22 protein-coding genes are annotated in these 25,768 nt (G+C 67.4%); 13 read left to right on the top strand and 9 right to left on the bottom strand.

All coding sequences use genetic code 11. From position 1 onward, the window contains the following. Positions 1–86: 86 nt before the first annotated feature. The 7 genes from ASPHE3_RS14525 to ASPHE3_RS14495 all read left to right on the top strand — a co-directional run bounded on the left by ASPHE3_RS14525 (position 87) and on the right by ASPHE3_RS14495 (position 7,716). The gene (locus tag ASPHE3_RS14525) at positions 87–1,253 is read left to right on the top strand and encodes an RtcB family protein (RefSeq protein ID WP_013601946.1); all 1,167 of its coding nucleotides are present in this window, start codon (positions 87–89) and stop codon (positions 1,251–1,253) included. Positions 1,254–1,408: 155 nt separating this feature from the next. Continuing rightward, complete coding sequence (locus tag ASPHE3_RS14520; RefSeq protein ID WP_013601945.1) at positions 1,409–2,533, top strand: ABC transporter substrate-binding protein; 1,125 nt, start codon at positions 1,409–1,411, stop codon at positions 2,531–2,533. A gap of 25 nt (positions 2,534–2,558) precedes the next feature. Further along, complete coding sequence (locus tag ASPHE3_RS14515) at positions 2,559–3,284, top strand: ABC transporter ATP-binding protein (RefSeq protein ID WP_013601944.1); 726 nt, start codon at positions 2,559–2,561, stop codon at positions 3,282–3,284. After that, the gene (locus ASPHE3_RS14510; protein WP_013601943.1) at positions 3,274–4,221 is read left to right on the top strand and encodes an ABC transporter permease; all 948 of its coding nucleotides are present in this window, start codon (positions 3,274–3,276) and stop codon (positions 4,219–4,221) included. The genes ASPHE3_RS14515 and ASPHE3_RS14510 overlap by 11 nt, the downstream gene beginning before the upstream one ends. Before the next feature lie 211 nt (positions 4,222–4,432). After that, positions 4,433–4,879, top strand: a complete 447-nt coding sequence (locus ASPHE3_RS14505) for an SRPBCC family protein (RefSeq protein ID WP_013601942.1) — start codon at positions 4,433–4,435, stop codon at positions 4,877–4,879. Between the two features lie 92 nt (positions 4,880–4,971). After that, positions 4,972–6,228 (top strand): uroporphyrinogen-III C-methyltransferase, encoded by a 1,257-nt coding sequence (gene cobA, locus ASPHE3_RS14500; RefSeq protein ID WP_013601941.1) that lies wholly within the window; start codon positions 4,972–4,974, stop codon positions 6,226–6,228. Between the two features lie 21 nt (positions 6,229–6,249). Continuing rightward, positions 6,250–7,716 (top strand): FAD-dependent oxidoreductase, encoded by a 1,467-nt coding sequence (locus tag ASPHE3_RS14495; RefSeq protein WP_013601940.1) that lies wholly within the window; start codon positions 6,250–6,252, stop codon positions 7,714–7,716. An 89-nt stretch (positions 7,717–7,805) separates the two neighbouring features. Here ASPHE3_RS14495 and ASPHE3_RS22710 read toward each other — a convergent pair whose 3' ends face one another. Genes ASPHE3_RS22710 through ASPHE3_RS14475 form a run of 3 tightly spaced genes read right to left on the bottom strand, consistent with a single transcriptional unit; the run spans position 7,806 to position 10,196 of the window. Continuing rightward, positions 7,806–9,047 carry an SRPBCC family protein gene (locus tag ASPHE3_RS22710; protein ID WP_013601939.1) on the bottom strand — a complete coding sequence of 414 codons (1,242 nt, stop codon included), beginning with the start codon at positions 9,045–9,047 and terminating at the stop codon, positions 7,806–7,808. A gap of 27 nt (positions 9,048–9,074) precedes the next feature. Beyond that, positions 9,075–9,902 (bottom strand): DUF1206 domain-containing protein, encoded by an 828-nt coding sequence (locus ASPHE3_RS14480; RefSeq protein ID WP_013601938.1) that lies wholly within the window; start codon positions 9,900–9,902, stop codon positions 9,075–9,077. Between the two features lie 3 nt (positions 9,903–9,905). Beyond that, the gene (locus tag ASPHE3_RS14475; protein ID WP_013601937.1) at positions 9,906–10,196 is read right to left on the bottom strand and encodes a hypothetical protein; all 291 of its coding nucleotides are present in this window, start codon (positions 10,194–10,196) and stop codon (positions 9,906–9,908) included. 156 nt (positions 10,197–10,352) lie between these two features. On the opposite strand from ASPHE3_RS14475, the gene ASPHE3_RS14470 reads away from it, so the two are divergent. Then, positions 10,353–10,889 (top strand): hypothetical protein, encoded by a 537-nt coding sequence (locus ASPHE3_RS14470; RefSeq protein WP_041652235.1) that lies wholly within the window; start codon positions 10,353–10,355, stop codon positions 10,887–10,889. A gap of 111 nt (positions 10,890–11,000) precedes the next feature. On the opposite strand, the gene ASPHE3_RS14465 is transcribed toward ASPHE3_RS14470, so the two are convergent. The 3 genes from ASPHE3_RS14465 to ASPHE3_RS14455 form a co-directional block, all read right to left on the bottom strand. Next, positions 11,001–12,257 (bottom strand): AI-2E family transporter, encoded by a 1,257-nt coding sequence (locus ASPHE3_RS14465; protein WP_013601935.1) that lies wholly within the window; start codon positions 12,255–12,257, stop codon positions 11,001–11,003. Between the two features lie 139 nt (positions 12,258–12,396). Further along, positions 12,397–13,077 carry a FadR/GntR family transcriptional regulator gene (locus ASPHE3_RS14460; protein ID WP_013601934.1) on the bottom strand — a complete coding sequence of 227 codons (681 nt, stop codon included), beginning with the start codon at positions 13,075–13,077 and terminating at the stop codon, positions 12,397–12,399. 7 nt (positions 13,078–13,084) lie between these two features. Further along, positions 13,085–14,368 carry an MFS transporter gene (locus ASPHE3_RS14455; protein ID WP_013601933.1) on the bottom strand — a complete coding sequence of 428 codons (1,284 nt, stop codon included), beginning with the start codon at positions 14,366–14,368 and terminating at the stop codon, positions 13,085–13,087. Between the two features lie 144 nt (positions 14,369–14,512). Between ASPHE3_RS14455 and ASPHE3_RS14450 the strand changes: the two genes are divergently transcribed. After that, complete coding sequence (locus tag ASPHE3_RS14450; protein WP_013601932.1) at positions 14,513–16,132, top strand: CYTH and CHAD domain-containing protein; 1,620 nt, start codon at positions 14,513–14,515, stop codon at positions 16,130–16,132. A 5-nt stretch (positions 16,133–16,137) separates the two neighbouring features. Here the strand turns inward: ASPHE3_RS14450 and ASPHE3_RS14445 are convergent, their stop codons facing one another. Next, positions 16,138–17,574: a PucR family transcriptional regulator gene (locus ASPHE3_RS14445; protein ID WP_013601931.1), complete on the bottom strand. Its 1,437-nt coding sequence runs from the start codon at positions 17,572–17,574 to the stop codon at positions 16,138–16,140. A 156-nt stretch (positions 17,575–17,730) separates the two neighbouring features. Between ASPHE3_RS14445 and ASPHE3_RS14440 the strand changes: the two genes are divergently transcribed. Both ASPHE3_RS14440 and gabT read left to right on the top strand, forming a co-directional pair. Beyond that, entirely contained in the window at positions 17,731–19,161 is a 1,431-nt protein-coding gene (locus tag ASPHE3_RS14440) for a gamma-aminobutyraldehyde dehydrogenase (RefSeq protein ID WP_013601930.1), read from the top strand. Between the two features lie 86 nt (positions 19,162–19,247). Continuing rightward, entirely contained in the window at positions 19,248–20,618 is a 1,371-nt protein-coding gene (gene gabT / locus ASPHE3_RS14435; protein WP_013601929.1) for a 4-aminobutyrate--2-oxoglutarate transaminase, read from the top strand. 93 nt (positions 20,619–20,711) lie between these two features. Here gabT and ASPHE3_RS14430 read toward each other — a convergent pair whose 3' ends face one another. Next, the gene (locus tag ASPHE3_RS14430; RefSeq protein ID WP_013601928.1) at positions 20,712–21,965 is read right to left on the bottom strand and encodes an NAD(P)/FAD-dependent oxidoreductase; all 1,254 of its coding nucleotides are present in this window, start codon (positions 21,963–21,965) and stop codon (positions 20,712–20,714) included. A gap of 40 nt (positions 21,966–22,005) precedes the next feature. Next, positions 22,006–23,061 carry an EamA family transporter RarD gene (rarD, locus tag ASPHE3_RS14425; RefSeq protein WP_041652233.1) on the bottom strand — a complete coding sequence of 352 codons (1,056 nt, stop codon included), beginning with the start codon at positions 23,059–23,061 and terminating at the stop codon, positions 22,006–22,008. A 104-nt stretch (positions 23,062–23,165) separates the two neighbouring features. Here rarD and ASPHE3_RS14420 point away from each other — a divergent pair, with 104 nt between their 5' ends. Together ASPHE3_RS14420 and ASPHE3_RS14415 are read left to right on the top strand one after the other, a co-directional pair. Then, positions 23,166–24,164 (top strand): DNA topoisomerase IB, encoded by a 999-nt coding sequence (locus tag ASPHE3_RS14420; protein ID WP_013601926.1) that lies wholly within the window; start codon positions 23,166–23,168, stop codon positions 24,162–24,164. A gap of 55 nt (positions 24,165–24,219) precedes the next feature. Beyond that, positions 24,220–25,674 carry an FAD-dependent oxidoreductase gene (locus ASPHE3_RS14415; RefSeq protein WP_375153939.1) on the top strand — a complete coding sequence of 485 codons (1,455 nt, stop codon included), beginning with the start codon at positions 24,220–24,222 and terminating at the stop codon, positions 25,672–25,674. Positions 25,675–25,768: the final 94 nt, after the last annotated feature.

The following is a 25,768-nucleotide window of genomic DNA, read 5'->3' as shown; positions in this document are numbered from 1 at the left end:
CGTGAGGCCGCCGTAGAGATACGGCCTTCGCGCAGCGTTCCGGCGATTTCCTGTTACGGGGGCCTTTACCGGGGCAGGGTTTAACCATGGAAACCATCAACAGCAAGCTCCTCAACTGGGCTTCCATCCTGGATGCCCAGACCCGGGAGCAGGCAGTGATGACGGCCGGACTGCCGTTCATCTACCCGCACCTGGCCCTCATGCCGGATGCCCACCTGGGCAAAGGGGCCACCGTGGGCTCGGTCATTCCCACGCTGCATGCCATCATCCCGGCGGCAGTGGGAGTGGACATCGGCTGCGGCATGATCGCCGTCCGGACCCAGTATTCCCTGGCAGACCTGCCCAAGGACCGGAAAAAGCTCCGGGAGGACATCGAGCGTGTCATTCCACTCTCCGCCGGCCACAACAACCGGAGCGTCCTGCCCACCGCCGAGCCCCGGATCGCGGAACTGAAACGGCTGGCCGCCAAAGCCGACTTCAACCCGTCCCGCTACGTGGAAAAGTGGGAGCTGCAGCTCGGTTCCCTTGGCTCCGGCAACCACTTCATCGAGATCTGCGCGGATGAGTCCGACGGCGTCTGGCTGTTCCTGCACTCCGGTTCGCGCGGCGTCGGGAACAAGATCGCCCAGCATCACATTGGCGTGGCCCAGCAGGTGTCCCGGAAACACCAGGTCCGCCTGCCGCACCCGGACCTCGCCTACCTGGACGAGGGCACGCCGCAGTTCGACAGGTACATGGCTGAGCTGCGCTGGGCCCAGCACTTCGCCCTCCTCAACCGCGAGGAGATGATGGACCGCGTGGCCACCCAGTTCGGCCACTGGGTGGGCGGCCGGGTGCAGGAACTCGAGCGGATCAACTGCCACCACAACTTCACCCAGCGGGAGACCCATTACGGCAGGTCCGTGTGGGTGTCGCGCAAAGGCGCCATCAAAGCCGAGCACGGCGATCCGGGACTTATTCCGGGGTCCATGGGGACGGCGTCGTACGTGGTGGAAGGCCGCGGCAACCCTGCCTCACTGAACTCCTCCCCGCACGGGGCAGGGCGCGAATACTCCCGTAACGCGGCACGGAAAACCTTCTCCCTTGACGAGCTGAAGAAGGCCATGAGGGGCATCGAATTCCGCGCGTCGGAGGCCTTCATCGACGAGATTCCGGCCGCGTACAAACCCATTGACCAGGTAATGCACGACGCCGCCGACCTGGTCACTGTCCGGCACAAACTGCGGCAGCTGGTCAATGTCAAGGGGAACTGACCGGGTCAAGACGGTCTGGCGCACGCCCCGTAACAGGAGCATCCGCGCGTTTCGAATATGACGCTAGATGAACGTGCGTGACCCCCCGTTTCCGCTTCGTTGAACGGGTTTGGGCCACTCCCTATGGTGAAACAATGACTAGTTCCAAGCCCGGGATGATCCGCATCGTGGCAGGCGAAAGCGCGGTTCCCAAGCGCAAGCGTGCCATCGAGGCTGCCCTGGCCATCGGGCTGGTCCTGCTGATCGCGGTGGGCGCCGTGGTGGCCTCCACCGTTTCCCGGAACACGGAAGCGCAGGCTGCCGAGCCCACTCCCGCCGCGCAGCTCAAGCTGGGCTACTTCGGCAACGTCACCCACGCCCCGGCCCTGGTGGGCATCAAGGAAGGGTTCCTGGCAGAGGCCCTCGGCGCCACTGCGCTGCACACCGAGACATTCAATGCCGGGCCGGCGGCTATCGAGGCGCTCAACGCGGGTGCCATTGACGCCGCCTACATTGGGCCCAATCCGGCCATCAACTCCTTCGCCAAGAGCCGGGGCGAGTCGGTGAAGATCGTGGCCGGCGCCGCGGCGGGCGGCGCCCAGCTGGTGGTTAAGCCGGAGATCAACTCCGCGGCGGACCTCAAGGGCAAGACCCTCGCCTCCCCGCAGCTGGGCGGCACCCAGGATGTGGCACTCCGCGCCTGGCTCGCTGGCCAGGGGTACAAAACCAACGTGGATGGCAGCGGCGACGTGGCCATCAACCCCACGGAAAACGCCCAGACCCTCAAGCTGTTCCAGGACGGAAAGCTCGACGGCGCGTGGCTGCCCGAGCCGTGGGCGTCACGGCTGGTGCTCCAGGCCGGAGCCAAGGTGCTGGTGGACGAAAAGGACTTGTGGGACGGGACGGGTACCGGCAAGCCCGGAGAATTCCCCACCACCGTCCTGATCGTGAACCAGAACTTCGCCGCGGACCACCCGGACACCGTCAAGGCACTGCTGGACGGCCACGCGAAATCGGTGGCCTGGCTGAACGAGGCCCCCGCCGCGGAAAAATCCAGCGTCATCAATTCCGCCCTGCAGGAATCGGCGGGAGCGGCCCTGGCTGACGACGTCCTGGCCCGGTCCCTGGCGAACATCACCTTCACCCTGGACCCGCTTGCCGGAAGCTACCCCCGGCTGCTGCAGGACGGCGTGGAGGCAGGCACCACCAAGCAGGCGGACATCAACGGCCTGTTCGACCTGCGTGCGCTCAACGGGGTCTCAGCAAACAAGATTTCAGCAGCCGGCCTCGGCCAGGACTGACCCACCACCTACGTAAGGACGCTCCATGCCAGTCGTACTGGAACACCTGGGCAAGCGCTTCGGCGACGGCGCCCCGGTACTGGACGACGTCAACGCCACCATCGGGAAGGGCGAGTTCGTTGCCCTCCTCGGTGCCTCGGGCTGCGGCAAATCCACCCTGCTGAACATCATCGCGGGACTGGAGCCGCCGTCGTCGGGCGCGCTGGAAGTACCCAGCGACGGCGCTGCCTTCATGTTCCAGGACGCCGCCCTGTTTCCCTGGCTGACGGCCCGGGAGAACATCGAACTGGCCCTGAAGCTCCGCGGCGTTGGCAAGGCACAGCGCAAGGCCAAGGCCCAGGAACTCCTGGAACTGGTGCACCTGGGTTCGGCCGGGGACAAGCGCCCGCATGAGCTCTCCGGCGGCATGCGGCAGCGCGTTTCCCTGGCGCGGTCGCTCGCCCAGGACCGGCAGCTGCTGCTCATGGATGAGCCATTCGCCGCCCTGGATGCCATCACCCGCGACCTGCTGCACGATGAGCTGGAGCGGATCTGGAAGGAAACCGGGCGGACCATCGTCTTCGTCACGCACAACGTCCGCGAGGCCGTCCGGCTGGGCCAGCGCGTGCTGCTGCTGTCCTCACGTCCTGGCCGCGTGGTCCAGGAATGGGACGTCACCGAGGAACACCGTACCGACGCCGGGCTTGCCGGCCAGCTGACCGGGGTCATCACCGCCCGGCTGCGTGAGGAGATCCGCCGCCATGCCAAGTAACCAGACGCCCCTTGCCGAGGCCCCTTCGGAACCGGCCGAGCCGCGCCACGTCCACGCCGCCCTGACCCGCACTTCCACCGGCAACGAGGACCTGCGCGAACTCGAGTCGGGGCTGGACTCCCTGCAGTCCGACGCCGCCCGGAAGAACCGCATCGACTGGAGCCGCATCCTGCTGCCCGTGGCCGCCCTGCTGGTCCTGGTGCTGGCGTGGCAGTTCTACGTCTCGCTGGGCCTGAAGCGGCGTGACCTGGTCCCCGGCCCGCTGGACGTGGCCACCCAGATGGGCGTTCTCTGGAACGAAGGCAAGCTCCAGGAAGCCGTCTGGACATCGCTGCAGCGAGGCCTGGTGGGCTTCGTCATTTCGGTGACCATCGCCACGCCCGTGGGCCTGCTCCTGGCCCAGGTGGCACCGCTGCGCCGCGCCTTTGGTCCGCTGATCTCCGGCCTGCAGGTCCTGCCGTCGGTTGCCTGGGTTCCGGCGGCCATCATCTGGTTCGGCCTGACCGACGCCACAGTGTATTTCGTGATCTTTATGGGTGCCATCCCGTCCATCATCAACGGGCTCATCTCCGGCGTGGACCAGATCCCGCCGCAGTACCGGCGCGTGGGTACCGTTCTCGGGGCTTCCCGGCTGGAGATGGCGCTGCAGATCATCCTTCCCGCCGCCCTGCCCGGGTACCTGGGCGGGCTCAAGCAGGGCTGGGCCTTCTCCTGGCGCTCACTGATGGCGGCGGAAATCATCGCCGTGGGCGGCACCATCGGCTTCGGCCTGGGTTCATTGCTGGACCAGGGCCGAATCCTGTCCGACATGACTGTGGTGATGTCCGCGATCCTGCTGATCCTCGCCGTCGGCATCCTGATCGAACTGCTGGTGTTCGCACCGATCGAGAAACGCCTGTTGCGCAGCCGCGGCCTCCTGGCGGGCGGCACCCGCTAGAACCCATGCGTCAGAGCCCGACGGCGACTCCCGCCGTCGGGCTCTGCTGTTCCGTGGCGACCCAAAGGCGTAACTTTTACCCGCCCTCCGCCACACCCGCCGCGTAGTTCCGCTGGCAAGGTCCTGTGCCAGGCTCAAAAGTTACGCAGTTACGCCAGCACCCCGGGACCCAGGCCCCCCGGAAGCTGGGACTGAGTGAAAGACTGGCCCCATGACCGCCAGCTTCGTGTGCCGCACCACATCCAGCCTTCGGCCGGAGCAGCTGTTCGACCTGGCCCGCAGCGTTGACGTCCACGTGGATTCCCAGAAAGGCTCGGGGGAGCGGGTTGTAGCCGGTGTGACGTCCGGGCTGATCGGTGCGGGGCAGGAAGTGAGCTGGCAGGCACGGCATTTCGGGGTGCCCTTGACCATGACCAGCCGGATTACGCACTTCGACTTCCCGCACAGCTTCACCGACGAACAGGTGAAAGGCCCGTTCAAGTCCTTCCGCCACGTCCACGAATTCGAAATTACGGCCGGGGGCAGCGTCATGACGGACCGGGTGGAGTTCAGCGCGCCGTTCGGGCTTCTGGGGCGCGTGGTGGAGAAGCTGGTCCTGCGCCCGTACCTGCAGCGGCTTATCCGGGACCGCGGGCGGTTCCTCGCCGGACTGGGGTGAGTCCTCCCGCCTTTGTGACGCAGCGTTACCTTGCGTGAACTGGTGTTGCTCGCCCTTTGTGGGCGATTGTGACGCGGCCCTACCGTTGATTCATGGCAATTCAGGATATCTACCCCACAGCGCTGCGGCTGCTCGGCCGCCCCGTGCTGGTGGTGGGCGGCGGCCCCGTTGCGGCCCGTCGCGCCAAGGGCCTGCTCGACGCCGGTGCAGTGGTCACCGTCGTGGCGCCCGTTGCCTCTGACGCGCTCCGGGAACTGGCCGACGCCGGCCTCCTCACCTGGGCAGCGCGCCACTACCTTTCAAGCGACGTCGACGGCGCCTGGTTCGTCCAGACGGCCACCGGCGATGCCGCCGTGGACGCGCAGGTCTCCGCAGACGCCGAAGCGCAGCGCATCTGGTGCGTCAACGCCTCCGACCATGAAGCCTCTGCAGCCTGGACTCCCGCGGTCGCCGAAGTGGACGACGTCAAGATCGCCGTGAACGCCGGGGGAGACCCGCGCCGCGCCATGGCCGTCCGCGATGCCGTGGCCACCGCCCTGGAAACCGGCGACCTTCCGCTGCGCCGCCGCCGGGCACACCGCGGTTCCGTTGCCCTCGTCGGCGGCGGCCCCGGCGACACCGGCCTCATCACCGTCCGCGGCCGCCGCCTCCTGGGCCAGGCCGACGTGGTGGTCGCAGACCGCCTGGGCCCGCGTGAACTCCTGAACGAACTTGCTCCTGACGTCCGCGTCATCGAGGTCGGTAAAACCCCCGGCCACCATCCTGTGCCGCAAACCGAAATCAACAGGATCCTGGTAGAGGAAGCCCTGAACGGCCACCGCGTTGTCAGGCTGAAGGGCGGCGACCCGTACGTGCTGGGCCGGGGCGGCGAGGAAGCCGAGTACTGCCGCCAGCACGGCGTCGAGGTGGAAGTGGTTTCCGGCGTCACGTCCGCGATCTCCGTTCCCGCCGCCGCCGGCATTCCGGTGACGCACCGCGGCCTGGCCAAGGGCTTCAGCGTGGTCACCGGCCACGAGGAACTCTCCGAGGTTCCGGCCCGGCCTGATCACACCATCGTCCTGCTCATGGGCGTCGGCCAGCTGCGCGAGTCGGCGTCCGCCCTCGGCAAAGCCGGCCTGCCGGAAAACACTCCAGTTGGTATCGTTGAAAACGGCTATTTGCCGGACCAGCGCGTGACGATTGGCACGCTCGGTTCCATTGCCGGCCAGGCGGAAGCAGCCGGCGTCGCAAATCCCGCAGTGATTGTCATCGGTGACGTGGTGCGCGTGAGCCCGTTCGCGCCGTCGCACTTCAAAACCGCTGACTACAGCACCACCACCCCGAACAAGCCCCGAGTCCTCACCTCCTAGCCGAACAAAAGGAACACAGCCGTGTCATCAAGCACCACCGTAGGTTCTGCCGAACGCCCGCTGCGCGTCGCCGTCGTGGGCTCCGGCCCGGCCGGCGTCTACGCCGCGGACATCCTCACCAAGAGCGAGGCCGTCAAGAGCGGCGAGCTGACCGTGAGCATCGACCTCTTTGACCGCTACCCGGCACCCTATGGCCTGATCCGCTACGGCGTGGCCCCGGACCACCCCCGCATCAAGGGCATCGTCAACGCCCTGCACAAGGTTCTGGACCGCGGCGACATCCGCTTCTTCGGCAACGTGGACTACGGCACCGACCTCACCATCGAGGACCTCCGCACCCACTACGACGCCGTCATCTTCGCCACCGGCGCCATCAAGGACGCGGACCTGAACATCCCGGGCATCGAGCTGGAGGGCTCCTTCGGCGGCGCCGACTTCGTCTCCTGGTACGACGGCCACCCGGACGTCCCGCGCGAATGGCCGCTGGACGCCAAGGAAATCGCCGTGATCGGCAACGGCAACGTGGCCCTGGACGTGGCCCGCGTCCTGTCCAAGCACGCCGACGACCTGCTGGTCTCCGAAATCCCGGACAACGTCTACGCCGGCCTGAAGGCCTCGCCCGTCACCGACGTGCACGTCTTCGGCCGCCGCGGCCCCGCCCAGGTCAAGTTCACCCCGCTGGAGCTGCGCGAGCTGTCCCACTCCAAGGACGTGGACATCATCCTGTACCCGGAGGACTTCGAGTTCGACGAGGAATCGGACCGCCAGATCCAGAGCAACAACCAGACCAAGACCATGGTGGGCACGCTCACCAACTGGATCGCCGAGCAGCCCGAGGACCTCTCCGAGCTCAAGGCTTCCCGCCGCCTGCACCTGCACTTCCTGCACAGCCCGGTGGAGATCTATGACGACGCCGAGACGCCGGGCAAGGTTGCCGGCATGCGGTTCGAGCGCACCGAGCTGGACGGCACGGGCAACGCCCGCGGCACCGGCGAATTCGTGGACTACCCGGTCCAGGCCGTGTACCGCGCCATCGGCTACTTCGGCTCGGCCCTGCCGGAGATCGAGTTCGACCACAAGAAGGGCGTCATCCCGAACGACGGCGGCCGCGTCCTGGACGCATCCGGCGCCCACGTGCCTGGTATCTACGCCACCGGCTGGATCAAGCGCGGACCCGTCGGCCTGATCGGCCACACCAAGGGCGACGCCCTGGAGACCGTGACCTACCTGCTGGAAGACCGCGAAAACCTTCCGGTGGCCAGCGTGCCCGCTGAGGACGCCGTCGTCGAACTCCTTGACGGCCGCGGCGTGAAGTTCACCAGCTGGGAAGGCTGGCTGGCGCTGGACGCCCACGAACTCGCCCTCGGTGCAGCCGCCACCGAGGCCGGCGGCTCGCACGGTGTCGAGGTCAAGCGTGAGCGCATCAAGGTGGTGCCGCGCGAGGACATGGTCAACATTTCCCGCGACGGCGTGGCTGCCCAGGTCTAAGGCTCCACTAGCAACGCGAGGTCACTCCCGCCCGATAGACCGGGTTTATTGGGCGGAAAGTGACCTCGCGTTGCTTTAAGCCGGCCGTGCTATTTCCCGGCCCCGCCGGCGGCCATGAGCTCCAGGCGCTTGAGCGTCTCCCGGTTGCGCACCGTGATCATGGGGTCCCGCAGGAACTTGGGAATCCGCTTGCCGGGTCCGCGGATGGCGTCTTCAGCCATGGTGACCTTGCAGCCCCCGCCCTGGTCCTCCTCGAGGGTGATCACCACTTTTGCTTCACCCAGCGGCCAGCCACGCGCCACCAGTTCGAGCTTCTTGTTTGGCTCAGAAGTTGTCACGCTGGTGCTGTCATTGATCAGGAACGGCCAGGCGCCCACGGAGTGGTGCAGCCGTGATCCGGCGTGCGGCCAGTGGTCGTCCACGGCCCGGATCCGGGAGGCCCCCACCACCCAGCCGGAGTACAGCCAGCCGTCGGCAATCACCTTCCAGACGTCGGCGGCGGGGGAGTTGAATACCTGCGACACGGTTGCCATGGGCTTCCTTTCTGTTGCCGCTGCGCCGGTGCCGGCCGCGGTCTGGTCCGCTGGGGTGGTGGAAGGTACGACGGCGGCTGGAGCCTGCCGCTGGGCGGCCAGGTACGACCGCTCCCGGAGCCGGCGCGTCCAGGGGTAGGTGTGCGCGCCGGGCGGCAAGTTGGCCAGCGGGTCGAAACGCAGGCTGGTGTCCTGCGGTTGTGCAGCAGCACGCAGGCGCAGCTCCCCGCAGTGCTGCCAGGGACCTAACGGCCTGGCCCAGTACAACTCAAGGATCCATTCCCCTGACTGGGGCGATCCTTGGGGAAACCGCCCGCTCTGCAAGCCCAGCAGCACCGGGCCCCGGCGGCCCCGGTAGGGCATCAGGGTCGTCAGGGCGGCGCCGGAGACTTCCAGCCTGGGCTGGAGCAGGAACCTGCCGGGGACCCGCCAGCCTGTGGAGGCGAAGAGGATATCGGCGGGGCCGCCGTCCCTGCTGCCGGCGGCGGGAGTGACCACCCGCAGCGCCAGCCCCAGGATGTCCGGAAGTCCCTTCGGCAGCCCGATCGACCGGGAGAACCGCGCTTCAACCGCGTCCGTTCCGGGCGCGTCGAGCCAGTCGAGGCCGCTTGCTCCGCCGGCACTGCCGGTCCTTACCAGGCGGCCGGTCAGCCCTGTCCCGTTGGGATGGATGGGCCGGACAGGCCGGACCAGCTTCAGGACCCGGAACAAGGAGGCGAAGGCCAGGCCCGCCGCCGCGCTTAAGCCGCGGGCGCCGTCGTCGTCCGTTCGCTGGTCACCCGATAAGTGGTCCGTCATGCTTCCTTCCTACCCACAAAGGCGGAACTACATCCGGCCGAACCGGGAGCGGATCAGGGCGAACACCCCGTAGGCAATGAATCCCGCCCCGATGGCCACCAGCAGGTACGGGCCCCAGGGGTGGTCGCGGAGGGCTTTGAGGCTGCCGTCCAGTCCGGTGGATTCGTCCGGGTTGTGTTTGGCGGCGGCGATGACGAAGAGCAGGCCGGTGAGGACCAGGGCGATGCCTTTGGCAATATGGCCGGCCACGCCCAGCCCGTCGATCAGCCTGCCGCGCCGCCTGCCGTCGAAATGGAAGAGCTCCTCCTTGAACCCGAACCGGACGCCCTTGACCACAAAGTAGATGCCGATGCCCACGATGGTCAGGCCCAGCGCCACCAGCACCCACAACCCCAGCGGCGTGGCCATCAGTGCGGCACTGAAATCCCGGGTGCTCTCACTGGAGTCACCGCGCATCCCCACCGCGAACCCGGCGAAGCTGAACCCGACGCTGCTGTAGGCGATGGCCAGGAAGCCAGAGGAAACCAACTTGGACACCCGCTCCTTGCGGGGAGCGCGGCGCATGCGAAGAGTGGCCTCGCTCGCCTGCCACAACCCCAGGCCCAGGCACGCCACCACGCACGCCCACATCACATACGGGCCCCAGGGGTTCGCCGCCAACTGTTCAATGGCACCGCTTGGTTCAGCCTCTCCGGGCTGGCCGAAGGCCACCGCGATGGCGATGGCCCCAATGATCACGTGGAGCACGGCCATGACGGCGAAACCCGCGCGCGCCAGGACGTCCAGGGCCTTGTGGTTGGAGGCCTCCTCGACGGCGTCCGCGGCCCTGCTGATGGTGGATTCCCCGTCGGACATGGGTCAGCCGTTCATCGGTCCTTCGGCCCGCAGCTTCTCCGCGCCCGGCCCCTCCACATGCACGGTGCAGCGGACCACCAGCTTTCCCGGGGCGTTGTCGAGTTCCACCAGGGAATCGTCCGCGCTCAGGACGGTGAACACCTGGGAGTCCGCCACCACTGACACTCCCTTCGCGGCCGCCGTTTCCCTGGCATTGGCCAGTGCCTCGTCCTGCAGGCCTTTTACGTAAGCGTTCTCCTGTTCGCGGGCGGGGTCTCCGAAAGCCCAGCCGAACAATGTCCCTGTAATTCCCATGGCCCCGATATTACGCGTTCTCCATCCCGGAAGGCGGGCTTTCGTAACATTAGTAAGTGTGCTTACCATAGGCGGACCATGACCTTGAGGGGACACGGCAAGCGAAGACCGCGCGAGCGGCATCTCGGAACCAGATCAACGTTAGGAATGCACATCATGGCAGGAAATCTCATTGCCCGGTCCGTTCACGATCTGACGGCAGCAGCGTGGTTCGGTGGATCCCTGATGGGTGCCATCGGCCTGAATGGTGCAGCCGCGGCAGCCAAGGACCCATCCGAGCGGACCCGGCTTTCGAGCGCGGGCTGGATGAAGTGGGCACCGTTCCAGACTGCGGCGTTCGCCTCGCACCTGGTGGCGGACCTCGCCATCGCCTGGGAGAACAAGGGCCGCATTGCCAAGCAGGAGGGCGTGGCCCGCGATACCGCCATCAAGACGGCCGTGACCGTGGCGGGCGCCGCGGTGACCCTCTACTCGGGGATCCTGGGCAAGAAGGTGGAGAAGCTCGCGGCCGAGGGTGCTGAAGGCGCCACCGAGCCGCGGCCCGACTCCTCGGAGGAACTGAAGACCGCCCAGCAGCAGCTGAAGATGCTGCAGTGGGTCATCCCCGCGTTTGCGGGCGCCGTGATTATCCTGGGCGCCAAGCATGGCGAGATGCAGCGTCCCAAGAACGTCTTCGCAGGGCTCCGCTCCTGAGCGCTCCCAGGCGGTAACGCAGCAACGCACGACGACGGTCCGGCACCCAGGTGCCGGACCGTCGTCGCGCATCCCCTCAGCGGGAGTGTTCGGCGTTCCCAACCGCGGAGGCTAGATGGGTTTGGTGCCCGCCGGCGGCAGGTTCGGGTTCATGTCCTCCAGGTTGGGGTCCTCCGCGGTCCACACCTGGATGATGGCCCAGGCGACGGCGGCAAGCGGCACGGAGAGCACGGCGCCCACGATTCCGGCCAGGATGGTGCCGGCGGTCAAGGCCATCAGGATCACCAGCGCGTGGAGCTGCAGCGACTTGCCCATGACGATGGGCTGCAGGAGGTCGCCTTCGAGCTGGTTGACGGCAATGACCACTGCCACCACGATCAGGGCAACAACAGGGCCGTTGGCCACGAGTGCCACCAGGGCGGCCAGGATGCCCGCCACCGTGGCACCCACCAGGGGAATGAAGGCGCCGATGAACACGATGATGGCCAGGGGGAGGGCCAGGGGAACCTGCATGATCAGCAGCGCAGCGCCGATGGCCACGGTGTCCACCAGGGCAACTATGGCGGTGCCGCGGACGTAGCCGCCCAGGACCTCAAGGGTCCGGCTGCCCACACGGCGGAGCTTGGCTTCGCGTGCTCCGCTGAAGGGGCGGAGGAAGAAGTTCCAGATCTTTGCGCCATCCTTGAGGAAGAAGAACAGGATGACGATCATCAAGGCCGCGCCGGCAAAGAACTCCGTGACCACTGAAAGCCCGGTGATGGCGCCGGAGCGGACCTGGCTGCTGGTGGCGAACTCGACGATCCCCTGCCGTGCCTGGTCCAGCTGCTCCTGCTCAATCGGGATAGGCCCGGTGAGGAGGAACTTCTCCAGCTCATCCAGCCCTGAAGCGGCCTGTTGCGCCAGTTCGCCCCACTGGTTGCGGACCGAGAGGTAGATGACTGTGAATACGCCGCCCAGCACCAGCAGCAGGCCAATAAACGCGATGCCGGTGGCAAGGCCGCCCCGCAGTCCCCGGCGCCGGAGCATGTTGACGAACGGGCCGATCGCCGCGGCCAGGATGAGCGCAATCAAAATCGGAATGACCAGGAGCTTGATCTGCATCAGCGCGTAGACGGATACCACTGCCACCGTGAGGATCAGGAGGACCTGGGCCGCGCGGATACCCACCCTGCCCAGCCCGTCCGCCCACAGTTCGCTGGGGGACTTGGTGGGCCGTGGTTTCCGGGTGGCTGCCGCGGGCTGTTCCGCCGTGCCGGCATGTCCTTGTGCCTGTCCGGCCGCCACCGCGGCAGCTGGTGATTCCTCCGTCTCCGGCTGCGGGGGCTCCTTGCCCAGTTCGTGATCAGTCAGGCGTGGTGTTCGCGCCACGGGAAACTCCTCATCGTCGGCGGGTGCCCGCCGCGCAGGGGTGCGCGAAAGGCATGACTACCTGCGTCTGATAGTAAGCCTACTGACCGGTTAAGCCCGGACGAAACCCCGCCGTCGCCATTGGGACAAGACCCAGTCGCTACCGCGCCAGCCAGTCCGCGCAGGAGTTTAGGTTCCGGTTGACCGTTGCTACGGCCGTCTCGGCGTCCCGCTGTTCGATGGCGTCCACCAGGAGGTCGTGTCCCTCCAGTGGGCGGCCGTCGAATCCCGGCCGCCGCTGCTGGGCCAGGAGGTCCTGGTGGAAGGCCGCACCAAAACTGACGTAGAGCTCGTGCAGCAGGGGATTGCCGGATGCCTTGGCCACCCGTTCGTGGAATCCCCAGTCGGCCGCAGCCCAGGCCTCGTAGTCTCCCGCGTTCCAGGCCTGGTCCCGCGCGGCGAGCAGGGCACGCAGGGCGGAGACGTCGTCGGGCATGGCATTGCGCGCCGCCAGGCGGGCGGCCTGCGTGTCCAGGCCCAGCCTGACCTCCAGGATGTGCACCTCGGTGTGGTCCTGGTACAGCCGCCGGGCGGCACCGGAAATTTCACTGGTGGCCCGGACGTAGGTGCCGTCGCCCCGCCGGACCTCCAGCATCCCGCTGTGGGCCAGGGCCTTGATGGCCTCGCGGAGGGTGCCCCGTGAAACGCCCAGGGTGGCCATCAGCTCGGTTTCGGACGGAATCCGCTGGTGGAGGGGCCACTCGCCGGAGTGCACCATGGTGCGCAGCTTGGCGGTGACCTCGTCGGCGAGCGGCGCGCGGGAGGATGGGCTCAGTGCCATGGCCGTCCTACTTTCGTCCGCCGGCGGCCATGGCCTTGCCGGTAATCAGGTGGGCCACCACGATCTGGGCAACCGCCAGCGCAAGGAGCAACAGGAGGGGCAGGGTCCAGCCGCCGGTAGCGCTGTGCAGCAGCCCCATCCCAAACGGCCCGGCGGTGGCCAGCAGGTAGCCGGTGGACTGGGCGAGCGTGGACAGCGCGGTGGTTTCTGCGGTGCTGGCGCCGCTGCGGCTGATCATCACCATGACCAGCGGGAAGATTCCCAGGCCGAACCCGATCAGTGCGGCCGGGACGGCGGCCAGTTCCACGGGCAGGACCAGCAGCGCCGCCAGCCCGGCAACCATGGTGATGCTGGCCAGGTAGAACGCGGGCCGCAGCATGCGCGGCCGGGAGCCGATGGCGATGAGCACCATGCCCGCCGGAACGGAAACAAGCTGCATGAGCCCGAACATCAGTCCACTGGCGGAGGCACTGAGTCCCATGGTGGTCAGCAGGTACGGGAACCAGCTCAGCAGGGCATAGGCGAGCAGGGCCTGGAGGGTGAAGATCGCGGTGAGCAGGAACCCCTTCCGGGTCCGCAGCAGCGGCCACGGCAGGACGCTTGCGGCGGCCTGGGCAGGGCGGTTGCGGTGGGCGTGCAGCGCCACGGGAAGGAAGCCCAGGAGCGCGGCGACGGCGGTGATGCCGATGGCGCCGACGGCGGCAGAAGGCGAGCCGAGTGCATGCGCCAGCGGTACCACGGCGACGGCGGTGACGGTGGCGCCCGTGGTCATGGTCACCGTATAAACGGCGGTCATGAGGGAAGTGCGGTGCGCGAAATGCTCCCGGATGAAGGAGGGCATGGCCACGTTGCAGACGGCCAGGCCGGACATGCCCACGACGCTGCCCGCAACCAGCATGCCCGTGGCGGGGATTCCCCGCAGGAGGAGGCCGCCGGCCAGCATCGCGAGGGCCAGCAGGATCGCTTTTTCCACGCCGAGCCGTCCGGCGAGCCAGGACGTGCCCGCGCCCGCCAGGGCAAAGCACAGCGTGGGGATGGACGGGATGATCGCGGCCACCAGCACGCCGTAGCCCAGGACGGCCTGCAGGTCATGCAGCAGCGCAGACGCCCCGGTGATGCCGGCGCGCAGGTTCAGGCCGATCAGCACCAGCGCAATCACGCCGAAGACGACGGCGGAGCGGGGCCTGGCTGCGGAGGTCGCCGGAGCGCCGGTTTGGGGCGCGGCGGCGGCAGGGTTTGCGGCACGTTCTGCGGCGGGCGCGTTGGAGGTGGCAGGAGAGGAAGCGGGCATCTCTCAAGTCTAAAGGTTAGACGTTTGATGTTTGGGCTTAAGTGGCAGAGCTCTCCCGGGATACCGGCCGGGGGCAATAGACTGCCAGCGGGAGCCCGGACCGGTTCGTCCGGCCCGGATGGGCGGAAGCGGAAGGATCGGCTGGTGAAGGCATCGCAGGCGCTGGAAATTGAAAAGAAGTACGACGTCGACGAGGACGCCGTAGTGCCCCCGCTGGACGGACTTCCCGGAGTGGCCCGCACGGCAGCTCCCCACACTGCGCTGCTGGAAGCGGTCTACTTCGACACGGAAGGGCTAACCCTGGCGTCCCGCCGGATCACCCTCCGCCGCCGCACTGGAGGAACCGACGCCGGCTGGCACCTGAAGCTGCCCCCGCTGGAAGCCGCGTCCGGACCGGAACCGCAACAGCGGCGTGAACTGCACGCCCCGCTGGGCCAGCCCGACGTAGTGCCCGACAGCCTGCTCGACCACCTCCAGGCGTACCTCCGCGGAGCGGCAGTGGCTCCCGTTGTCCGGCTTGAAACCCGGCGCACCACCCACGCGCTCTACGGCGGGGACGGAACGCACCTTGCCGACCTGGCCGATGACCGGGTGACCGCGACGCGCCTGCACCGGGCCGCAGCCCCGGGCGCGGCTGGCAGCGCCGGCCCTGCTGCCGCAGAGAAGCTGCACTGGCGGGAGTGGGAACTGGAACTGGTCCACGGTGAACCCTCGCTCTTCGCCCCGGCCGGGGAGTTGCTGGCCCAGGCCGGTGCCCGTCCGGCCGGCCACGCCTCCAAGCTGGCCCGCGCCTTGGGCGGGGCCGCAGGCGGCATCACCCCAGACTCCATCGAATCGCCGGATACAGGCACGGGCGAAAGCACCGCAGCCCTCCGCACGGGCAAGAAAGCCCCGGCAGCCGCCGTCGTCACTGCCTACCTCCGCGCGCAGATCGAGGAGATCCTCGCCCAGGACCCGGCGGTCCGGGAGGAAGAACCCGAGGCGGTCCACAACATGCGGTCAGCCACCCGGCGGATCCGCTCGGTCCTGGCCGCCTACCGCAAGCTGTATGCGGCCGGCCCCGTCCGCCGGCTGCGGGACGAACTTAAGTGGCTTGGCCAGATGCTCGGGGCGCCGAGGGACGCGGAAGTCCTGCTGGGCAGGCTCCGCGGGCAACTGGACGACCTGCCGCAGGGCGACGGGACTAACGCCGCGCGGGACCGCGTGGAGCACAAGGTGGGCGCCGCGTACGACGACGGGTACCGGCTCCTGCAGGCTGCGCTGCGGTCCGACCGTTACTTCAGGCTCCTGGATGACCTCGAGGATTTCCGGGACAATCCGCCGGTCCGGCCGGATGCGGTGGCGCCGGGACGGCGGGCAGCTGCGAAAGCGGTGGACAAAGCTGCCCGCCGGCTCCGGCGTTCCCACCGGGCTGCGGCCCACGCGAGGCGGGGCGCAGCCCACGAAACAGCCCTCCACCAGGTGCGCAAGGACGCCAAGCGGCTCCGTCATGTGGCGGAAACGGCCGCCCTGGTGCATGGCAAGCGTGCCGGGAAAGTCGCCAAGGCAGCGCACCGGCAACAGAAAATCCTGGGAGACTTCCACGACGCCGTGATCGCCCGTGACCTGCTGGCCACCGCCGGCGGGAGCCACGATGCACCCGCCACCGTGGCAACTTACGCGGCGCTCGGGAACCGCCAGGACGAGCTGATGCGGGCTGCCGAAGCCAAGTACCGCAAGGCCCGGAAGAAGTCCCGCGACCTCCTGCGGCGCGGCGTTATCTAGGCACCTTATTTTCCCTGGCGGGCCGACAGCCGGGCCACGGCGAGGGCCAGCCAGAGCTGCACGCGGTCGGTGGTGACGGCGGGGTCGTACCCGGTCAGCTCGGTGATCTGTGCCAGCCGGTACCGGACCGTGTTGCGGTGCAGCGTGAGTTCCTCCGCCACGGCGGCCACGGAACCGTTGTTGTTGAGGTAGCTCTCCAGGGTGGCCATCAGTTCCGAACCATGGGCGGCGTCGAACGTCCGGAGCGGATTCAGCGATTCGTTGGCCATGTCCGCCAGCGGCACGTCCTCGCTGGCCAGCAGCAGCGACGTCAGGCTAAGCCGCTCCGGCTCATTGACGGGCAGGCCGTGGCTTGTCGCATCACGGGCCTCGAAATAGCTCCAGCGGAGGCCGTTCGGCTTGGTGTAGGCCCCGCCGATGCCGATCGTGGCGTGGATTCCGGCCTCGGCCAGGTGGTCGCTCAGCTTCCGGGCCAGCGCAGGTGCGCGGCCGCCGTCGTCATTGATGACCAGCACCAGGTCCTTGCCGACGACGGCGGCCACCGCGTCTTCGAGGTCACGCGGCACAGAGGTGCTCACCAGGGCTTTGTTGTGCGCGGCGGAGACCGCCAGCAGCACCACGTTTTTCCGGGTGCTGTTCACGCCCACGCCCGCCAGCCGCCGCTGGGCCTCGCTGGTCTCCAGCGCCCCATGGATCACGTCCTCCAGGACCTGGCCGCACAGAGCCCGCTGGGACTGGCGCTGCTTGACCATGTTGTTCAGCTCCACGCTGATCAGGTTCTGGGCGTACCCGATGATGCCGGAGTCCTCGAACGGCTGCCGGACCCACAGCGTGCAGGCGTCCCGGCGGCCGGTGGGGACGGGGTAGGAGGACCAGGTGTCTGCCGAGGGGGACTCGCTGCTGCTGTTGTAGAGCTGCGCGGTGAACTGGCTGAGGGCGATGTCGGTGCGCAGCATGCTGCCCAGGTGCTTGAGGAGCTCGGCGAGCCCGCCGCCGGTGAGCAGGGCCCGGGCCAGCACCTGGTGTCCCGCGATCAGCCGCTCGAGCTTCGCGTAGTGGTCCGCCGATTGCGCGTCGGCCACGAGCTTGCCGATGGCGATGAACGGGGTCTCGTACGGCACCTCAACCACTGGCAGGCCCCACCTGTTGGCCTCGGCCAGCAGGGCAGGGGGAACGGCCTCGTGGGAAAGCCCCACGCCGAAGCCGATGCCCACCGCGCCGGCCCGCTGGACCTGGCGGACGAAGCGCCGCTGCTCCGGGGCTGACCGCAGGCGGAGCCCGGTGGTCAGGATCAGCTCACCGCCGTTGATGAAGCGGTGCGGGTCCTCCAGTTCGGTCACTGCCACCCAGTTGATGTCCTGGTGCCAGGTGGTCTCCGCGACCCCTGCCTTGGAGAGTTTCAGGGACTTCACACCCAGCAGGGCGGCAAGGGAAATGGCCATGGGACAAGGATAAAGGGCCGCTGGGCAACCGCACTAAAAAGATCCGGGAAGGGTGTGCAGGTGGCTATTCACTCCCATGTGGCGCTGGCATAGGCTCAAGGCAGTTCCATCCATCCGCCCTACAGCCGATGGCCCCACAGAAAGAGGTTGCACACCGTGGTCCAAACCTTGCAGAACTTCATCAACGGGAAGTTCGTCACCCCTGCCGGCACCGTGCTGCTGGACATCGTGAACCCCACCAACGGTGAAGTGGTGGCACAGTCGCCCGTCTCGGTGCAGGCAGACGTGGACGCCGCCATGACCGCAGCCAAGGACGCCTTCAGGACCTGGAAGCACGTCACCCCCGGCCAGCGCCAGCTCATGCTCCTCAAGCTTGCCGACGCCATCGAGGCCAACAGCGACGAACTCGTGGAGGCCCAGCACCGGAACACCGGCCAGGTGCGCTCGCTCATCGCCTCGGAGGAAATTGCCGCAGGCGCCGACCAGTTGCGCTTCTTCGCCGGGGCCGCCCGCATCCTAGAAGGCAAGTCCGCCGGCGAGTACTTCGAGGGCCACACCTCCTACGTCCGCCGGGAACCCATCGGTGTCGTGGCCCAGGTGGCACCCTGGAACTACCCCTTCCTGATGGCCATCTGGAAGATCGGCCCCGCGCTCGCGGCCGGCAACACCGTAGTCCTGAAGCCCTCGGACACCACCCCCGAATCCACCCTGGTCCTGGCCCGCCTCGCAGGGGAGATCCTGCCGGCCGGCGTCCTGAACGTGGTGCTCGGCACCGGCGAGACCGGCTCCATGATGGTGGAGCACAAGGTCCCCGGCCTGGTATCCATCACCGGCTCCGTCCGCGCCGGCATCGCCGTGGCCGCCGGTGCGGCCAAGGGCCTCAAACGCGCGCACCTGGAACTCGGCGGCAAGGCCCCGGCAATAGTGTTCAAGGACGCCGACATCAAGAAGAGCGCCGCGGCCATCGCAGAGTTCGCCTTCTTCAACGCCGGCCAGGACTGCACCGCCATCACCCGTGTGCTGGTGGAGGATTCCGTGCACGACGACGTGGTGGCAGCCATGGTGGAGCACACCAGGACCCTGCGCACCGGTTCGCAGAACGACGAGGACAACTACTTCGGCCCGCTGAACAACATCAACCACTTCAACGCCGTCACTTCGGTGGTGGAGAACCTGCCCGCCAACTGCCGGATCGAAACCGGCGGCCACCGGGCGGGGGAGAAGGGCTACTTCTTCGAGCCGACCATCATCACCGGCGCCAAGCAGACTGACGACATCGTCCAGAAGGAGACGTTCGGCCCGGTCATCACGGTGCAGCGGTTCAGCACGGAGGAAGAGGCCGTGGAACTGGCGAACGACGTCGAGTACGCGCTGGCTTCCAGCGTGTGGACCACCAACCACGGCACAGCCATGCGGCTGAGCCGTGACCTGGACTTCGGCGCCGTCTGGATTAACACCCACATCCTCCTAACCGCCGAAATGCCCCACGGCGGTTTCAAGCAGTCCGGCTACGGCAAGGACCTCTCCATGTACGGCGTGGAGGACTACACGCGCATCAAGCACGTGATGAGCGCACTTGATGCGTAATCCCCACCGGCACCCTAACCTCGCTCCGCTTCGGCCAGGGAACCCAGCCGGCGTGGGCCCAATTCAGTAGTACGAAAGGCTCCTCCATGACCACCACCGCATCAGACATCACCTTCCGCCTGGAGCAGAAGCGCCGCGTACAGGCAGACTTCCCGGGCCCCAAGTCCGTAGCCCTGGCCGAGCGCCGCAAGGCAGTCGTTGCCGCGGGCGTCGCCTCCGGCGTGCCCGTCTATGTTGCAGACGCCGACGGCGGGATCATCCACGACGTCGACGGCAACTCCTTCATCGACCTTGGTTCGGGCATTGCCGTGACAAGCGTCGGCGCGTCCGATCCCGCCGTCGTCGGGGCCGTCAAGGAAGCCGTGGAGCACTTCACGCATACCTGCTTCATGGTCACGCCGTACGAGGGCTATGTGGCAGTGGCGGAGCAGTTGAACCGCCTCACCCCGGGTGACCACGAGAAGCGCACGGTCCTGTTCAACTCCGGTGCCGAGGCTGTGGAGAACGCCATCAAGGTGGCCCGCCTGGCTACCGGACGCGACGCCGTCGTGGCCTTTGACCACGCGTACCACGGCCGCACCAACCTCACCATGGCGCTGACCGCCAAGGCCATGCCGTACAAGACCAACTTCGGCCCGTTCGCGCCCGAGGTCTACCGCATGCCCATGAGCTACCCGTACCGCGAGGAAAACCCGGAGATCACCGGCGCCGAGGCCGCCAAGCGCGCCATCACCATGATCGAAAAGCAGATCGGCGGGGACCAGGTTGCCGCGATCATCATCGAGCCCATCCAGGGTGAGGGCGGGTTCATCGTCCCGGCTGAGGGTTTCCTGCCTGCGCTGGCTGCCTGGGCCAAGGAGAAGGGCATCGTCTTCATCGCGGACGAGGTCCAGTCCGGCTTCTGCCGCACCGGCGAATGGTTCGCCGTCAACCACGAGGGCGTCGTTCCGGACATCCTGACCCTGGCCAAGGGGATCGCCGGCGGCATGCCGCTCTCGGCCATCACCGGCCGCGCCGACCTGCTCGACGCCGTCCACCCCGGCGGCCTCGGCGGCACCTACGGCGGCAACCCGGTAGCCTGCGCCGCCGCACTGGCGTCCATCGGCACGATGGAGGAATACGACCTCGCCGGCCGGGCCCGCCACATCGAGGAAATCGCAATCGGCCGCCTCAAGGAACTGCAGGCCGAGCTGGCCGGCGACGGAACCGGCGTGATCGGCGACGTGCGCGGCCGCGGCGCCATGCTGGCCATCGAACTGGTCCACGCCGGGTCCAAGGAACCCAACCCGGAACTCACAAAGGCCGTTGCCGCCGCCTGCCTGAAGGAAGGCGTCATCATCCTTACCTGCGGCACCTACGGCAACGTGATCCGGCTCCTGCCTCCGCTGGTCATCACCGATGAGCTGCTGAACGACGGCCTGGACGTCCTCGCCGCGGCCATCAAGGCCAACGCGTAGCCGGCACCAGAGTTAGCGTCCCCTCGCAACGGCGCGAACACCGCCTGGGCCCCCGGAACTACAGTTCCGGGGGCCCAGGCGTTTGACAGGCTGTTACGTGGAGGCGTTGTCCGGCCCGCCGATGACCACCTGCGCCGGACTATGCAGGACGTACCCGTTAAGCCAGGAGAACAGGGCCCGGACTTTCTGCTGGAATCCGGAAAGGAGGGCCAGGTGGACCAGGAGCCAGGACAGGAATGCCAGCAGCCCCTGGAGTTGGAGGCGTTTCCGGCCCAGCTCGGCCACCGCGGCACCCCGCCCGATCATCGCCATGTAGCCCTTGTCCGTATAGCGGAACGGCTGGCGGGTGCCGCCGTTCAGTTCGGCGTGGATGTTCCGGGCAGCCCACTTGCCGGCCTGCTGGGCCACCGAGCCGAGTTGCGGCAGTTTTGCGCCGGTGGAATCGGTGATGTTTGCTGCGTCACCGACCACATACACGCCCTCGACGCCGGGAACAGCAAGATCGGTGCCGACGTCCACCCGGCCACCTTTCCCCAGCGGCAGTCCGGAGCCTGCCAGCAGGTTGCCGCCCTTCAGTCCGCCGGCCCAGACCACGATCCCGCCCGGGATGTCTGTCCCGTCAGCCAGCGTCACGCCGTCGTCCCGCACTTCCGCAACGGATACGCCCATGTGCAGCTGGACGCCGATCTTCGCCAGGCGCCGCCAGGTGTATTCCTGGGACTTCGGCGAGAACATGGTGAGGACCGTGGGAAGCATATCCACCAGGTGCACGCGGCACCGGGAAGCGAGTTCGGGGGAGAAGTACTTGGTAACCACGAATTTGATGTGTTCGGCCAGCGCCCCTGCGGTCTCAACGCCCGTGGGACCGCCGCCTACCACCACCATGTCCACGGGTGTCCCAGGCTCCCGGTCGGCCCGGTCCAGCAGCCGCGTAACGCTGGTGCCGAGCCGCGTGGCGTCCACGACGGAATACAATGGAAGGGCGTGCTCTTCAGCACCCGGGATGTTGAAGAAGTTGGGTACGGCGCCCACGGCAACCACCAGGATCCCGGCCCGGAACGTGTCTCCTCCGGCTGTGGTGACGGTGTGGTTGGCGGCATCGATGGCAGCTACTTCCGCGGTCAGGACCCGCACGTTCCGAAGCCGGCGGAAGACCGACCTGATGGGCCGGGCGATTGCTGAAACGCCGACCTGCGATGTGGCCACCTGGTACAGGAGCGGCTGGAACTGGTGGTAGTTGTTGGAATCGATGAGCAGCACGCGGACCCCTTTGCGGCCCAACTCCTTTGCTGCGGATATGCCGGCGAATCCGGCCCCGATCACGATGACCTGATATGAGTCCTCCATCCGAGCAACCTACTCCACCCGGGTTCCGGGCAACAGTGCTTTAGGAGGATTTCAGTGCTGCCTTGCTCCGCCGGCGCGCCACCGATGTTTTGCGGGCGGTGCGCAGCATGTCCACGGTCAGGACCAGCAGCGCAATCCACACCACACCGAACCCGATCCACCGGTCCAAGGTCATCGCTTCGCGGAACACCACCAGGGCGAGGATGAACTGCAGTACTGGCGCGAAATACTGCAGCAGGCCGATCGTAGTCAGGGGAAGCCTGCGCGCCGAAGCCCCGAAGAACAGCAGCGGCACCGCCGTGATCACGCCGGAGGCCAGCAGGAGCCAGAAATGGCCGGGGCCCTGGGTGGTGAGGGTGGCTGTACCGGCCGCCGCCAGGTAGACCATGGTGGCGGCCGCGAAGGGGGCCAGCACCATGCTCTCCACAGTGAGGCTGGTGACGGCGTCCACCCTGGGCCCAACCCGCTTCTTCACGAAGCCGTACAAGCCAAAGCTGAGTGCAAGAGTCAGTGCGATCCAGGGCAGCTTGCCGTAGGAGTAGGTGAGCACGCCCACCGCCACAAAACCGATGCCGACGGCGGTCCACTGCAGCGGACGCAGCTTCTCCTTCAAAACGAAAACCCCCAGCAGGACGGACACCAGCGGGTTGATGAAGTATCCAAGGGAGGCCTCTACGGCCTGCCCCGTGGTCACGCCGTAGGTGTAGGTGAGCCAGTTGACGGCGATGAGGAGGGCGGCGAGCGCCAGGGTGCCGAACACCGCGCGGTTGCGCAGCGCCGCCGCCAGCGCGGACCAGGCGCGCGTGACGGTGATCAGCAGTGCGCAGAACAGCAGCGACCACACCACACGGTTGGCCACGATTTCGACGGCGCCAGCCGGCATCAGGACGAAGAAGTACAGGGGGAGCAACCCCCACAACCCGTAGGCGCCGATGCCAAAGAGGATGCCCGCCGTCGTCTCCTTGTCTACTGCCTTGGGACCGTCCACTGCCTTGGGGCCGGCAGCCTTGGCAGCTGCGGCCCTGCCGGCGGCGGGGGCGGCCGCTGGAGGCACCGCGGCGGGGGAGGATCCTTCGGGAGTAGGCACGGAACCCATAACACCACCCGCAAGGCAGGTATTCCAGCAGGCAGGGCACGCAATCCGAAAATAGTCAGTAGGCTTGCTTTTATGACATGTGCCAACCGGCCGGATACAGCCCCATGAGGCTCCGGCGCAGCAACGCCTCGGGCCGCGGCTACCGCCGGGTGGCCGCAGGCAAGGGCTTCAGCTACCGCGACCTCGATGGCTCCACCCTGCCCCCGGGACCCGTCCGGGACCGGCTGGAGGGCATCGGCATCCCGCCGGCCTGGACCGATGTCTGGATAGCACCGTTTGAAAACGGGCATATCCAGGCCACCGGGGTGGACGCCGTCGGCAGGCGCCAGTACATCTACCATCCGGAATGGCGCGAACGGAAGGACCGGGTGAAGTTCAACCGTGCCCTCCAGCTGGCGGAATCGCTGCCGGCGGCCCGGCGCAGGGTCACCATGGACCTGCGCGGTGAGGGGTTCACCCGCGACCGCGTCCTGGCAGGGGCTTTCCGGATGCTGGACAGCGGATCCCTTCGCGTGGGGTCGGAGCGCTACACCAATGAAAACGGCAGCCACGGGCTCGCCACCCTGCTCTGCGCCCACGTCCAGGTGCGGAAGGACCGCATCCTTTTGAGGTTCCCGGCCAAGAGCGGCAAGGACTGGGAATCGGAAATCCGCGACGCCGACCTGGCCGCCTTGCTCCGCCTGCTCAAGCGGCGCGGCCCGAACGCCAGGCTCCTCGCCTACAAGGAAGGCCGGCACTGGCGCCCCGTGACCAGCGCCGACATCAATGCCTACGTCAAGGAACGGACTGGTTCCGACTTCACGGCGAAGGACTTCCGGACCCTCCGCGGCACCGTGGCCGCCGCGGCCAGCCTGGCCCGGACCGGAGCCCAGCGGACAGCCGCCAAGCGGAAGCGGGCCATCAGCCGGGCCATGATCGAAGCCTCCGAGGTGCTGGGGAACACGCCGTCGATCGCACGCAAGAGCTACGTGGATCCGCGGGTGCTGGACCACTACCACGAGGGCGAAACCATTGATCCCAAGAGGCCTGACTCCGCCGAGGCCGAGCTCCGCGCGCTGCTGTACCGCGAGGGGGACGTGGTTCCGCTGGCCAAGAGCGGCTGAGGCCTAGAATAGGAGATTGTGCGCTACCTGCTGCGCGCGCGTCCCCACGAACCGCATGACCAGTCCAGAAGGGCTTCCGGTGTCCAACCACAGCGAATCCAGCTCCCCCCGTCCCCTCCGCGTCGCCATTGTGGGCGCAGGACCGGCAGGCGTCTACGCTGCGGACATCCTCACCAAATCCAGCGGTGTGAAGGACGGTGACTTCGAAGTCAGCATCGACCTCTTCGAGGCCTACCCCGCGCCCTATGGCCTGATCCGTTACGGCGTCGCTCCGGACCATCCGCGGATCAAAGGCATTGTCAACGCGCTGCACAAGGTCCTGGACCGCGGCGATATCCGGTTCCTGGGCAACGTGACGTACGGCCGGGACCTCACCCTCCACGACTTCCGCTCCTTCTACGATGCCGTGATCTTCTCCACCGGCGCGGTCAAGGACGCAGACCTGGACATCCCCGGCATCGGCCTCCAGGGTTCATTTGGCGGCGCAGACTTCGTGTCCTGGTACGACGGCCACCCGGACGTGGCCCGGGAATGGCCCCTGGACGCCAGGGAAATCGCCGTGATCGGCAACGGCAACGTGGCCCTGGACGTGGCACGCATGCTGGTGAAGCACCCCGAAGAGCTCCTGAGCACCGAGATCCCGGACAACGTCTACCAGGGGTTGAAGGCCTCGCCCGTCACGGACGTGCACGTCTTTGGCCGCCGCGGCCCGGCCCAGGTCAAGTTCACCCCGCTGGAGCTCCGGGAACTGAGCCACATGAACGACGTGGACATTGTGCTCTACCCGGAGGACTTCGAATTCGATGAGGCGTCCGATGAGGCGATCCGCAGCAACAACCAGATCAAGACCATGGTCAATACCCTCACCAACTGGCTGGTGGAGGAGCACACCGAGTCCGAAAACCCCTCCTCCCGCCGGCTGCACCTGCACTTCCTGCACAGCCCGGTGGAAGTGCTCGACGACGGCACGGGCAAAGTGGGCGGCATCAGGTTTGAGCGCATGCAGCTTGACGGCACCGGAAACGTCAAAGGCACCGGCGAGTACATCGAATATCCGGTCCAGGCCGTGTACCGGGCCATCGGCTACCATGGCTCCGCCCTGGACGAACTGGAATACGATGCCAAGCGCGGTGTCATTCCGAACGAGGGCGGCCGGGTGCTGGACGCCGAAGGCAACCCGGTTCCGGGCATCTATGCCACAGGCTGGATCAAGCGCGGCCCGGTAGGCCTGATCGGCCACACCAAGGGGGACGCCCTGGAGACCATCGGCTTCCTGCTCGAGGACCGGCTCACGCTGCCGCCCGCCCAGAACCCGGATCCGCAGGCCATCATCGACCTGCTGGAAGAGCGGGGCATCGAGTACACCACGTGGGAGGGCTGGAACAAGCTCGACGCCCACGAGGCCGGCCTGGGCGCGGCCTGGACCGGACCCGAGGGCCTGGACCACGTGGTCAGGGAGCGCATCAAGGTGGTGCCGCGCGAGGAGATGATCCGCATCTCCCGCGGCTGACATCCCGGTTGGCCGCTGACGCAAAACCTGTTTGCGTGACTTTTGCAGGCATCCGGTTCCCGCAGCCGCGCCGTTCCAGGGACCGCCCTGCCAC

This window comes from Pseudarthrobacter phenanthrenivorans Sphe3 (genome assembly GCF_000189535.1).
Taxonomy (GTDB): Bacteria; Actinomycetota; Actinomycetes; order Actinomycetales; family Micrococcaceae; genus Arthrobacter; species Arthrobacter phenanthrenivorans.
The sequence above is the reverse complement of the archived record's forward strand: the minus strand, read 5'-3'. Positions and strand labels throughout refer to the sequence as shown.